This is a genomic window from Microbacterium sp. KNMS (assembly GCF_053851835.1).
The window spans coordinates 87,647-99,764 of the sequence record NZ_JBSQBP010000009.1 but is presented as its reverse complement, the minus strand read 5'-3'; the positions used below and the strand labels follow the sequence as shown (position 1 = coordinate 99,764).

Genomic DNA, 12,118 nt, shown 5'->3' with positions numbered 1-12,118 from the left:
TATGATGCGCGTATGCCGCGGGCGTGACTTCGCGCGCGGGTAGCCTGAGCGGATGCGACACGTCAGCGGCGCCTGGAGGCGCACCGCCGCAGGAGCCGGGCTGCTCGGAGCCGACGGCTCGCCCGCCCCCACGATCTTCGCCGAGATGTCGGCGCTCGCGACCGCCACGGGCGCCCTCAACCTCGGGCAGGGCTTCCCCGACGAGGATGGCCCCGCCGAGGTGCTCGACGCGGCGCGGGCGGCCATCGCCGGGGGCCGCAACCAGTACCCGCCGGGGCGCGGCGTGCCCGAGCTGCTCGAGGCGATCGCCGAGCACCAGCGCCGCTTCTACGGGCTGGAGCTCGATCCCGCGCGGGAGGTGCTCGTGACGGCCGGCGCGACCGAGGCGCTCGCCGCGACGCTGCTGGCGCTCGTGGACGGGCCCGACGACGAGGTCGTCGTCTTCGAGCCGCACTACGACTCCTACGCCGCGTGCGTCGCGCTGTCCGGGGCCCGCCTGCGCACCGTGCCGCTGCGCTGGCCCGACTTCCAGCCGGACCTCGACGAGCTCGAGGCGGCCGTCACCGACCGCACCCGGATCGTCCTCGTGAACGATCCGCACAACCCCACGGGGGCGGTGTTCTCGAGGGAGGCACTCGGGCGGATCGTGGCGCTGGCGGACCGCCATGACGCCGTCATCGTCACCGACGAGGTGTACGAGCACCTCGTGCACCGCGGTCCGCATGTGCCGATCGCGACGCTGCCCGGCGCCGCAGCGCGCACGCTCACCATCTCGTCGGCGGGCAAGACCTTCCGGACGACCGGGTGGAAGATCGGCTGGGTCTCGGGGCCGGCCGAGCTCGTGGACGCGGTTCTCGCCGTCAAGCAGTTCCTCACGTACGTCAACGGCTCGCCGTTCCAGCCCGCCATCGCGGTCGGGCTCGGCCTGCCCGATGCGTTCTTCCGCACGACCTCGTCCGACATGCGACACAAGAGCGAGATCCTCGGCGAAGGGCTGCGCGCGGCGGGCTTCGACGTCTCGACCCCGGCCGGCTCGTACTTCACCGTCGCGGATGCCGCGGCTCTGGGCGCGAGCGACGCGGCGGAGTTCTGCCGCGCGCTCCCCGAGCGCGCGGGCGTCGTCGCGATCCCCCTCACCGCGTTCGCGACGCGGGAGCGGCGCGACGAGTACCGCACGCTCGTGCGCTTCGCCGCCTGCAAGCGGGACGAGGTCCTCCAGGACGCGGCGACCCGCCTGAGCACGCTCCGGGGCTGAGGGTCAGCGCGGGGCCACGCGGTAGCGCCGCAGCGCGAGCGCCGGGTTGACCCGCCGCACGTTGTCGATCGCCGACCGCTCGGCGAACGCCACGGCGACGTCGGTCGTCGTGCCCACGCTCGCGACCGCCGTCCCCTGCGGGTCGACGATGAGCGAGCTGCCGACCGCGAGCGGGGGCGTGTGGTCCGCCGCGGCGACGTACATCGTGTTCTCGATCGCCCGCGCGGTGACGAGCGTCCGCCAGTGATGCTCCTTGAGCGGACCGCGCACCCACTGCGCGGGAACGAGCGCGACGTCGACACCCGCATCCGCGAGGACGCGCGCCGACTCGGGGAAGCGCAGATCATAGCAGGTCATGAGACCGCACACGAGGCCGTCGACCTCGAACGTCTCGGGGTCGCTCAGCGCCCCCGGCTCCACCCAGTCGGACTCGCGCTGCCCGAACGCGTCGTAGAGGTGGGCCTTGCGGTACGTCGCCCGCACGCCATCCGCGTCGACGGCGACGACCGTGTTGCGCACGCGACGCGGGTCGTCGGCGCGTTCGAGGAGCCCCGCCACGATCACGAGGCCGTGGTCGGCGGCGACGCGGGCGAGGTGCTGCGCGAACGGGCCGTCGAGCGTCTCCGCGCGCTCGACGAGCGTCTCGTCGAAGGGGTGGATGAAGCTGCTCGCATACTCGGGGAAGAGGACCACTCTCGCCCCTCGCTGGGCGGCGCGCTCGGCGAGCGCCGCGATGTCCTCGCGGTTGGCGTGGGGCTCGGCGCCCGGCGAGAACTGGGCGACGGCGACTCCGACGGCGTGCTCCGACATGCCGCCAGCCTATTGCGCCGGTCGCGGGGCGGCGTCGGCGGGTGCGCCGCTCTCCCCCGGCCGCGGAGCGCGCGTGCGCAGGAGGAGCGGCAGCGCGACCCAGAGGACCAGCATCACGCCGCCGAGGATCCCTCCCGCGAGCCAGGCGGCCTGATCGCTCACGACGACGTCGAAGATGAAGCCGACCACGCCGACGAGGAGGACGGAGACGACGACGAGCGCCGACAGGAGCGCGATGTGCCCGAAGCGCACGGTGAGCCCCTTCCTCCCCTCGCGGAAGAGCACGCGGTGCAGCGCGACGGGCGCCAGCGCGATCACGGCGCTCACGGCGGAGAGCACGACGAGCACGAGGTAGAACACCCGCTGACCGCCGGTGAGGTCGGCGAAGGCCGGCTGGAACGCGAGGGCGAGGAGGAAGCCCGTGATGATCTGGGTGCCGGTCTGCAGGACGCGCAGCTCCTGGAGCACCTCGTTCCAGTTGCGGTCGAAGCGCTCCGCCGCGCTCTCCCCCGGACGCAGTCCCGCCGCCCGTGCCGTGTCAGCCGTCATGCCATCCATCATTCGCGCCACGCCCGGGCCACGCAAAGGGGGCCGCTCGATTCGCCCTCTCCTCGACGCCGTGTTAGGCTATTCATGTGCCGCGGGGTGGAGCAGTTCGGTAGCTCGCTGGGCTCATAACCCAGAGGTCGTAGGTTCAAATCCTGCCCCCGCAACCAAGTGAAGGCCCGGATCCGAGAGGATCCGGGCCTTCTGTCTTTTCCGCATGCGGGGCCTCCAGGGCGCTGGCCATGCCCCTCGTCGCGCGAGCGCAGGAGGATCCGCCCGCTGCAGGACGCCGATCGCCGCCGCCGTCCTGCAGCCATCCGATTCTCCTGCTGCGGACGGCACACACACGACCGGAGACGCGGAGCGGCCCCGCAGGATCGCTCCTGCGGGGCCGCGTGTGTGCGCGCTGCGCCGGCTTACTCGGCCGGGGCCTCCTCGGCCGCACCCGTGTCATCGAGGAACGCGAGCAGGCGCTCGACGGCCTCGGTGAGGTCGGCGTCGGCCTCCGCGTACGCGACCATGTCGCCCTCCTCGAGCGCGGCCTTCTTCGCCTCGATCGCCGTCTGCGCATCGGCGAGAGCCTGCTCGTAGGTGTCGCTCGACGGCGGCGTCGGCTGCGTCGGCTCCTCCGGCTGCTCGGGCTCGGTCGGCTGCTCGGTCTCGGGGTCGACGGGCGTGACATCCTCATCGCCCGTGTCGGCACCCGAGTCGCCGCCGAACAGCTCGTCGAGCGCCTCGGCGAGGGTGTCCTCGAAGGCGAGCTGGTCGCCGAACGCGACGAGCACCTTGCGCAGGAGCGGGTACGACGTGCCGCCGGTCGACTGCACGTAGACGGGCTGCACGTAGAGCAGGCCGCCGCCGACGGGCAGTGTCAGCAGGTTGCCGAGGCTCACATCCGACGCGCCGATGGTGAGGATGTTCATCTCGTTCGCGATCTGCGAGTCCGAGTTGAACGAGTTCTGCACCTGGCCCGGCCCCGGCACGGTCGTGTCGGCCGAGATCTCGAGCATCGTCAGCTTGCCGTAGTCCTCGCGCACGCTGCCGGCGTCGGCGCCCGCGTCGGAGTCGACCGCGAGGTAGCCCATGAGCACGTTGCGCGTGCCGCCGTCGGGGATGAAGGTCGTGAACATCGAGAACGTGGCCTCGTCCTGCCCCGGCATCCGCATCGACAGGTAGTACGGCGGCTGCAGCTGCTGGTCGCTGGTCGGGTCGTTCGGCGTCGTCCAGGCGTTGTCGCGCTGGTAGAACGCCCGGGCGTTGTCGACGTGGTACGTGCCGAGCATCGCGCGCTGGACCTTGAAGAGGTCCGTCGGGTAGCGCACGTGGCTCATGAGCTCGCCCGACATCTCGTCGATCGGCTTGATCGTGTTCGGGTAGATCTTCTGCCAGGTCTCGAGGACCGGGTCCTCCTCGTCCCACGCGTACAGCGTGACGCTGCCGTCGTAGGCGTCGACCGTGGCCTTGACCGAGTTGCGGATGTAGTTGATCTCGTCGATCAGCAGGTTCGGCGTCGGGTTGGTCGAGTCGCTGATCGCCTGCGAGAGGCTGACCTGCGACGAGTAGGGGTAGGTCGCGCTCGTCGTGTAGCCGTCCACGATCCACACGATCCGGCCGTCGACGACGCTCGGGTACGGGTCGTTGTCGAGGGTGAGGTACGGCGCGGCCTTCTGCACGCGCGTGAGCGGATCGCGGTCGTAGAGGATCTGCGACTCCTCGTTCACGTAGTCCGAGAAGAGGATCTGCTCGGACTGGAACTTGAGCGCGTACAGCACGCGGTTGAAGAAGCTGCCGACGCTCGGGCCGCCGTCGCCGGAGAACGTCGTGTTCGTCTGCGACGCGCCCTCCTCGCCGGCGGGGTAGTCGAGCTCGACGGGGTCGGCGCCCTCGGGCGCTCCGACGATCGAGTACTCGGGGTTGTTCTCGCCGAAGTACACGCGCGGCTCGTACTCGAGGTCGCTCAGCGCACCGCTGGACGGGATGCCCCCCTCGATGAAGACCGGCTCGCCCTCGTTCGTGCGCTCGTTGCCCTTGGCGGCGACCATGCCGTAGCCGTGCGTGTAGACGAGGGTCGTGTTGTTCCAGGTGCGCGCGTCGGCGTCGAGCTCGTCCATGTCGAGCTCGCGCACCGCGACCACGGTGTCCTGCGTCTCGCCGTCGACCTCGTAGCGGTCGACATCGAGCGTGTCCTCGAAGCCGTAGTACGCGCGGTACTGCTGCAGCTGCTGGACGGTCGGGCCGATGATGCCCGGGTCCATGAGGCGGATGGACGCCGTCGTGTCGGCGTCGTCGCGCAGCTGACCGGCGGCCGCGTCGGTCTCGGCCGCGAACGGCACCTTCTCGATGCCGTCGAGGCCGTACGCGGCGCGGGTGGCGTCGACGTTGCGCTGGTAGTAGTCCATCTCGAGCGCCTGCTCGTTGGGGCGGACCTGGAAGGTCGTCACGGCCCACGGGTAGCCGACGCCGATCACGAGCGAGGTCACGATGAGCAGGGCGGTCGCGATGAGCGGGTAGCGCCAGCGGCCGATGACCGCGGTCACGAAGAAGAGGATGGCCACGAGCGCCGCGACGATCGAGAGGATCGTCTGCGCGGGGATCACGGCGTTGACGCCCGCGTAGCCCGGGCCCGTGATGCGGCTGCCCTGCTCGACCATCGTGAAGTAGCGGTCAAGCCAGAGGCTGGCCGCCTGCACGAGGAGGTAGACGCCGGCCGTGATCGCGAGCTGGATCCGCGCGGGCTTCGAGATGCGCAGCTCGCCCTGCCCGATGCGGACCGAGCCGTAGAGGTAGGCCACGAGCGCGGTGACGAGGAGGCTGATGAGGACGGTCGCCGATGCGAACCCGACGACGCCCGCGTAGAACGGCATCGCGAACATGTAGAAGCCCGTGTCGAGCCCGAACAGCGGGTCGGCGTCGCTCGTCGGCGTGCCGTTGGCCCACAGCCAGGCGGTCTCCCACTGCGACGAGGCTGCGAAGCCCGCGAAGAAGCCGAAGAACACCGGGATGCCCCACATCGCGAGGCGGCGGAGCGGCTCGACGACCTCCTGGTACCGGTCGAGCTGCGAGCTCAGGCGCGCGTAGACGGGGCGCAGGCGGTAGGCGAGGAAGATCGCGAGCCAGACCGGCACCGCCATCCCCGCGAAGCCCACGACGAACATCACGACCCGAGCCGTCCACTGCGTGAGCAGCACCGACTCGAAGCCGAGCTGATCGAACCAGAGGAAGTCGGTGTAGAGCGATGCGAACACGAAGAAGGCGACGACGAGCGCCGCGATGACCGCGAGCGAGATCGTGACGATTCTTCGGAACGGAGACGGGGTCGTGGCCGGAGTCGGCGCTGAGGTCGAGGTCACCATTCCATCCTAGGCATGCGCACCACGCGCATCGCCCGGTCATGGGGAATGCTCAGCCGGCCGTGCACGTGGGCAGCTCGCCCGTCTCCCCCTGCGCGATCGCCTCGACGGCCGTCATGGCGTCGTCGAGCGTCTCGATCGAGAAGACCTCGAGACCCGCCGGGACATGCCCGACGACCTCGTCGCAGTTCGACGCCGGCGCGAGGAAGAAGTCGGCGCCCGCGCCGCGCGCCCCGTAGAGCTTCTGCCGGATCCCGCCGATCGGGCCGACCGTCCCCGCCGCGTCGATCGTGCCGGTGCCGGCGATCTCCTCGCCGCCGGTGAGCGAGCCGGGCGTGAGGGTGTCGATGATGCCGAGCGCGAACATCGTGCCGGCGCTCGGGCCGCCGACGTCGTCGAGCTGGATCGTGACGTCGATCGGGAAGTCGAACGTCGTCGTGAGGTAGACGCCGATCAGCCACGTCGTCCGGCCGTCGACCTCGCCCTCCTCCGGCGTGATCTCGAGGTCCTCCTCCGCGCCGTCGCGCTGGACGGTGAGCGTCACGGGAGCGCCCTCGCCCTCCGCGACGATCTCCTTGAGCCGATCGATGTCGGCCACGTCCTCGCCGTTCGCGGCGACGATCACGTCGCCCTCCTCGACGACGCCGCTCGCGGGCGAGTCGTCGCTCGTGGGCCGCACGACCTCGAGGCGGGCGCCGACGTCGTAGCCCAGCTGCGAGAGCGCGGCGGCCGTCGCCTCGGCCTGCGAGTCGACCATGAGCGCGGCGTTCTGCTCCTCGCGCTGCTCGCTCGTCTGCCCCTCGGGGAACACCGCGTCGATCGGCACCACCGCGCGCGAGCCGTCGAGCCACGCGAGTGCGAGCTCGAACCACGACGGCGTGCGCTCGCGGTTGCCGACGACCTGCACGGTCGTGAGGTCGAGCGATCCCGACGTCTCGTACGTCTGCGCCCCCTCGACCGAGATGAGCGGCTTCTCCTCGCCGTCGTGGTCGGGCGCCGTCCCGATGGTGTCGTACACGGGCCCCGGCTGCTGGATGACGTACGACGTCGGCAGGAACGTGATCGCGACGAGGGCGACGAGGGCGACCACGAGCGCCCAGATGCCCGCGACGGTGCGACGCGACGCGGGCGAGGACGGCGTGCGGGCAGACCGGGAGTGCGGGGCGTCGATGAGTGTCACGGGGATCCTTCCGCCGTCGTTCGCGGGTGGCGTAAGCGCATCCGCCTCACTGCGGGAGGAGCACGGACCGGCGCGATTAGCCTAGATCGCACGGACCGAGACCGGCTGAAAGGCGGCTGACGTGGCTGACGACGACAGGACTCCCGACGACGACCTGCAGGAGCTCCTGCGCCGCCTCATGAACGGCGGCGCGATCGACCCCGAGCAGCTGTCGCGCATGGCGGGCATGCCCGTCGACCCGGCGACGCTGTCGCAGATGATGCAGCAGTTCCAGGGCATGTTCGCCGGCGCGCAGGACGGCTCGATCTCGTGGGACGCGACGAAGCGCCAGGCGCTCCACATCGCCAACCAGGACGGTCTCGGCGTGACGGACGGGCAGCGCACCGATCTCGACCAGGCCTTCGCTCTCGCCGGGCTGTGGCTCAGCGAGGTGACGACCCTCTCGCCAACCGCCGAGCTGCCGCGCGCGATCACGCGCGGCCAGTGGGTCGAGCAGACGCTGCCCGTGTGGCAGGAGGTGGCGGAGCCGGTCGCGACGAGCATCGCCGACGCGCTCACGGAGGCCCTGCGCTCGCAGGTGCCCGAGGAGATGCAGGACATCGTGCAGAGCGCGGGGCGCCTCATGCGCGGGGTGGGCGGCACGCTGTTCGCGACGCAGCTCGGCCAGGTCGTCGGCAAGCTCTCCCTCGAGGTCGTGAGCGGCGCGGATGTGGGGATCCCGGTGATCCCGGCCGGCAGCGCCGTGCTCCTTCCGCAGAACTTCGCGGAGCTGGGGGCCGGCCTCGAGATCCCGGAGGATCAGCTCGCGCTCTACATCGCGGCCCGAGAGCTCGCCTCGGCGCGCCTGTTCCGGCACGCGAAGTGGCTGCGCCTGCACATCCTCTCCCAGATCGACGACTACGCGCGCGGCATCAGCGTCGACACGGACGCGCTCGAGGAGATGGCGTCGCGCCTGGATCCCTCGAACCCGGAGGAGCTCCGCCAGGCGCTCGAGAGCGGCGCTCTGCTCCCCCAGCAGTCCGAGGCGCAGAAGCTCGCCCTCGCCCGCCTCGAGAACCTCCTCGCGCTCGTCGAGGGCTGGATCGACGTCGTGACCGCCGACGCGACCGCGCGCGTGCCGCATCTCGAGCGCATCGCCGAGGCCATCCGCCGCCGCCGCGCCGAGGGCGGGCCGGCCGAGGACGCGCTCGGCGCGCTCGTCGGGCTGCGCCTGCGTCCCCGGCGACTGCGCGAGGCGGCCGCCATGTGGCGCGCCGTCGGGGACGCCGTGGGCATCGCCGCGCGCGACAGCCTGTGGGACTACCCCGACCTCATGCCCACCTCGGAGGACATCGACGATCCGGCCGGTCTCATCGCGCGGCTCGAGGCGCAGGCCCGCGGCGAGCAGCCGGAGGCCGACGACATGGACGACGCGCTCGCGCGCCTGCTCGCCGAGGAGGCCGAGCGCACCGAGGGCGAGGCCGACCGCGATGCGCCGGCGTCGCCGTCCGACGACGACGAGGGCCATCCGCGGCCCGAGGGCGACCAGCCCGTGTGACGTCTCCTCCACAGGCGGTCCGACCTGCGCGCGCAGGTCGGGCCGCCTGTGGACAGTCCGCTCGCGCCGGCGTCGCGCGGAGCAGAATCGCGCTATGGCGCACCTCAGCCTCGACCCCGCGCGGCTCCCGCTCTGGCGCGACGCAGCGACGATCCAGCTCGGACTCGACGGCGGCGTCCGGATCCGCGAGCCGGCGCCCTGGCAGGAGCGCCTCCTCGTCCGGCTCGCGGACGGCGTCGACGAGCACGACGACCTCGCGGGTGCGGTCGGCGTCGACGAGGTGCGCCTACGGACGTTCCTCGCGCACATCGCCCCCGCGCTGCGGCGCGAGGAGGACCCCGGGCTCCTGCACATCCTCACCGCCGACGGCGTCTCCGCGGCGACGGTCACGGCGCTGTGCGACGCCCTCGCCGCGTGCGGATGGGCGCCGGAGTGGGTCACGCTCGCGGCCGTGAGCGCGCACGTCCCCGTCGCGCTCGTCGCCCATCACGCCGTCGCGCCAAGTGCGTGGGTGCCGCTCGTGCGCGACGACGTCGTCCATGCGCCGATCGTCTTCGCCCGCGAGAGCGCCGAGGTGGGGCCGCTCGTCCGCCCCGGCGCGACGCCCTGCCTCGGCTGCCTCGCAGCGCATGAGCGCGAGCGCGACCCGGCCTGGCCCGTGCTCGCGCTGCAGCTGCTCGCGCGCCGCCCGCCCGAGACGCCGTCGCCCCTCGTCGCGGCGACGGCGACGCTCCTGACCGAGCTCCTGCGCGCCCCGGCGGGCGACGACGCCGCGCGGTCCGCGCGCGTCAGCGGCGACGGGCGCCGGCAGTGGCGGAGCCACCGGCACCACGCAGAGTGCCTGTGCCGATCTCCGCGAGGAAGCGCGACGGCTCTCGCTGCAGCCGACCCGACGCCGACGCGCGAGGCCACGACAGCGACAGCGATCGCCCTGCGCGCGTGATGCCGACGTACGCGAGGCGCCTCTCCTCGTCGACCCCGTCGAGCGACGTCGCGTACGAGATCGGCAGGAGCCCCTCGGCGAGCCCGAGGAGATGCACGTGCGGCCACTCGAGGCCCTTGGCGGCGTGCAGGGTCGAGAGGGTCACCGTCTGCAGCGTGGGCTCGTGCTGGTCCTTCGCGCGGGCGAGAAGCCCCTCCGTGAACGCGCGGAGGGTCGTGCCCGGCGGGGCCTCCTCGGCGAGGCGCAGGATGGCGGCGCGCGCCTCCCACGCGTCGCGCAGGGCGCCGCCCGCGGCGGGCGGCTCCTCGGCGTGGCCGAGGCTGCGCAGCACGTCGCGCACGAGGTCGGCGAAGCCCTGGTCGGTCGGCGCGACCGACGCCCCGCGGAGGGCGAGCAGCGCCTGGCGCACCTCGGGCATGTCGAAGAAGCGCCGCCCGCCGAGGACGGTCGTCGGGATCCCCCGCCGCGAGAGCGCGTCCTGGATCTCGGCGGACTGGGCGTGCGAGCGGTAGAGCACGGCGATGTCGGACGGCGGCACCGACTCGAGCTGACGGGCGATGGCGTCAGCCACGCCCTCGGCCTCGAAGTGCTCGTCGTGGTAGCCCGTGACGACCGGCATCTCACCGGATGTCGCCGCGGCGGACGCCTCGAGCCGGAGCGCACCGGGACGACCGCGCATGAGCGCGTTCGCGACATCGACGATCGCCGGCGTCGAGCGGTAGTTGCGCTCGAGACGCACGACCGTCGCATCCGGGTACCGGCGCTCGAAGTCGAGCAGGAAGCGCGCCTCGGCGCCCGTGAACGAGTAGATCGTCTGGCTCGCGTCGCCCACGACGCAGATGTCGCGGCGATCGCCGAGCCACAGCTCGAGGAGCCGGTTCTGCAGCGGCGAGACGTCCTGGTACTCGTCGACCGTGAAGTGGCGGTACTGCTCCCGCACGGCCCGCGTCACCTGCGGCTCCGCCTCGAGCATGCCCGCGCACGCGAGCAGGACGTCCTCGAAGTCGAGCTGCCGCCGTGAGTCCTTGAGCTTCTCATACGCGCGCATGAGGTCGACGAGCGCCGACGGGCGGATGCTGCCGACCGAGCGCTGCAGGGTCGCGTACTGCTCGATCGAGCGCATCGTGACCTTGCGCCACTCGATCTGCGCCGCGATGTCGCGCAGCGTCGCCTTGTCCGGACGCAGGCGCAGCTCGTCGGCGGCGTGCGCGAGCAGGCGCACCTTGTTGTCCACGATGGTCGGGGCGACGTCGCCCGTCACGGTCGGCCAGAAGAAGTTCAGCTGCGCGAGCGCCGCCGCGTGGAAGGTCTTGGCCTGCACGCCCTCGACGCCGAGCGCCCGCAGCCGCCCACGCAGCTCGCCGGCAGCCTTGGCCGTGAAGGTGAGCGCCATGACGCGCTGCGGCGTGTACGCGCCCGTGTCGACTCCGTGCGCGATCCGGTGCGTGATGACGCGCGTCTTCCCGGCGCCGGCTCCTGCGAGCACGGCGACGGGGCCGCGCAGGATCGACGCTGCCCTGCGCTGCTGCTCGTCGAGGGCGTCGAGTGCGCTCACGCGGCCTCGTACCAGGCTCGGATGAGGCGGTGCGCGATCGAGACCGCGCCGGGCAGGGCGACGGGGCCGCGCCCGGCGAGGCCTTCGCCGATCTCCTCGCGGGTGAACCAGCGGACATCGAGGATCTCGGTGCCGTCGGCGCGCGCCTCGGCGTCGTCGACGGCGGCCGCGTGGAACCCGAGCATGAGGGAGCGCGGATACGGCCACGGCTGCGAGCCGAGGTAGCGGATGCCGTCGACGCGGACGCCGGCCTCCTCGCGGATCTCGCGGTGGATCGTCGTCTCGAGCGACTCCCCCGCCTCGACGAATCCCGCGAAGCAGGAGTACATCCGCCCCTGCCAGGAGGCGTTCGCGCCGAGCAGGAGGCGCTCTCCGTCGGCGCTCGTGATCGCGACGATCACCGCGGGGTCGGTGCGTGGAAAGTGCTCGCGGCCGCAGCCGGGGCACAGCCGCGACCATCCGGCCTGACGCACTTCCGTGCGCGAGCCGCAGGCCGGGCAGAACGGCGCGTCCACGAGCCAGCGGCCGAGGGCGACCGCGACGACGAGGACGTCGAGCTGTCCGGCGGGAAGGAGCGCGCCGGACGTCCGGATGGTGCTCCACTCCGCGTCCACGAGCAGGGCGTCGGCATCCTGCGGGAACGCGGCCAGGAGCACCGCCGCGCCCGACGCATCGCGCCCGAGGAAGGCCCAGGTCGCGCCGTCGCGGACGTCGCCCGGCTCGACGAGCGCGAGCGCAGGCGCGGGGTCCGCGGCGACCGGGGCCGCGTCGCCGCGGACGGCGAGGACGCGCGTCGCGGGATCGGCGATCGCCGTCTCGAGCAGGCCGGGCGCGTCACGCTCCTCCGCGCTCCTGTCGATCCTCGCAGGGGCGGAATGGACGGGCATCCGGTACCTCTCTCGCGGGCGTGGCGCGGTGGGACGAGCACGGCGGCGACCTAAC

At 72.4% G+C, this 12,118-nt stretch carries 8 protein-coding genes and 1 tRNA gene; 3 read left to right on the top strand and 6 right to left on the bottom strand.

Going from position 1 to position 12,118, the window contains the following annotated elements; translation table 11 throughout:
- Positions 1–52 precede the first annotated feature (52 nt).
- Positions 53–1,255 carry an aminotransferase class I/II-fold pyridoxal phosphate-dependent enzyme gene (locus tag ACWXWW_RS07645; protein WP_455969516.1) on the top strand — a complete coding sequence of 401 codons (1,203 nt, stop codon included), beginning with the start codon at positions 53–55 and terminating at the stop codon, positions 1,253–1,255.
- Positions 1,256–1,258: 3 nt separating this feature from the next.
- On the opposite strand, the gene ACWXWW_RS07640 is transcribed toward ACWXWW_RS07645, so the two are convergent.
- Together ACWXWW_RS07640 and ACWXWW_RS07635 are read right to left on the bottom strand one after the other, a co-directional pair.
- Positions 1,259–2,065, bottom strand: coding sequence for a carbon-nitrogen hydrolase family protein (locus ACWXWW_RS07640; RefSeq protein ID WP_455969515.1), 807 nt, complete (start codon positions 2,063–2,065; stop codon positions 1,259–1,261).
- Between the two features lie 9 nt (positions 2,066–2,074).
- Positions 2,075–2,614, bottom strand: coding sequence for a DUF6328 family protein (locus tag ACWXWW_RS07635; protein ID WP_455969514.1), 540 nt, complete (start codon positions 2,612–2,614; stop codon positions 2,075–2,077).
- A 90-nt stretch (positions 2,615–2,704) separates the two neighbouring features.
- Here ACWXWW_RS07635 and ACWXWW_RS07630 point away from each other — a divergent pair.
- Positions 2,705–2,781: transfer RNA gene (locus ACWXWW_RS07630), tRNA-Met, on the top strand.
- Positions 2,782–3,027: 246 nt separating this feature from the next.
- Here ACWXWW_RS07630 and ACWXWW_RS07625 read toward each other — a convergent pair.
- A complete protein-coding gene (locus tag ACWXWW_RS07625) occupies positions 3,028–5,964 on the bottom strand; it encodes a UPF0182 family membrane protein (RefSeq protein ID WP_455969513.1) in 2,937 nt (978 codons plus the stop codon).
- 49 nt (positions 5,965–6,013) lie between these two features.
- Positions 6,014–7,141, bottom strand: coding sequence for a YlbL family protein (locus ACWXWW_RS07620; protein ID WP_455969512.1), 1,128 nt, complete (start codon positions 7,139–7,141; stop codon positions 6,014–6,016).
- A 121-nt stretch (positions 7,142–7,262) separates the two neighbouring features.
- Between ACWXWW_RS07620 and ACWXWW_RS07615 the strand changes: the two genes are divergently transcribed.
- Positions 7,263–8,678 (top strand): zinc-dependent metalloprotease, encoded by a 1,416-nt coding sequence (locus ACWXWW_RS07615; protein WP_271172132.1) that lies wholly within the window; start codon positions 7,263–7,265, stop codon positions 8,676–8,678.
- Positions 8,679–9,466: 788 nt separating this feature from the next.
- On the opposite strand, the gene ACWXWW_RS07610 is transcribed toward ACWXWW_RS07615, so the two are convergent.
- Complete coding sequence (locus ACWXWW_RS07610) at positions 9,467–11,176, bottom strand: ATP-dependent helicase (RefSeq protein WP_455969511.1); 1,710 nt, start codon at positions 11,174–11,176, stop codon at positions 9,467–9,469.
- Positions 11,173–12,063, bottom strand: coding sequence for an NAD(+) diphosphatase (gene nudC / locus ACWXWW_RS07605; protein ID WP_282978012.1), 891 nt, complete (start codon positions 12,061–12,063; stop codon positions 11,173–11,175). The genes ACWXWW_RS07610 and nudC overlap by 4 nt, the downstream gene beginning before the upstream one ends.
- Between the last annotated feature and the right edge of the window lie 55 nt (positions 12,064–12,118).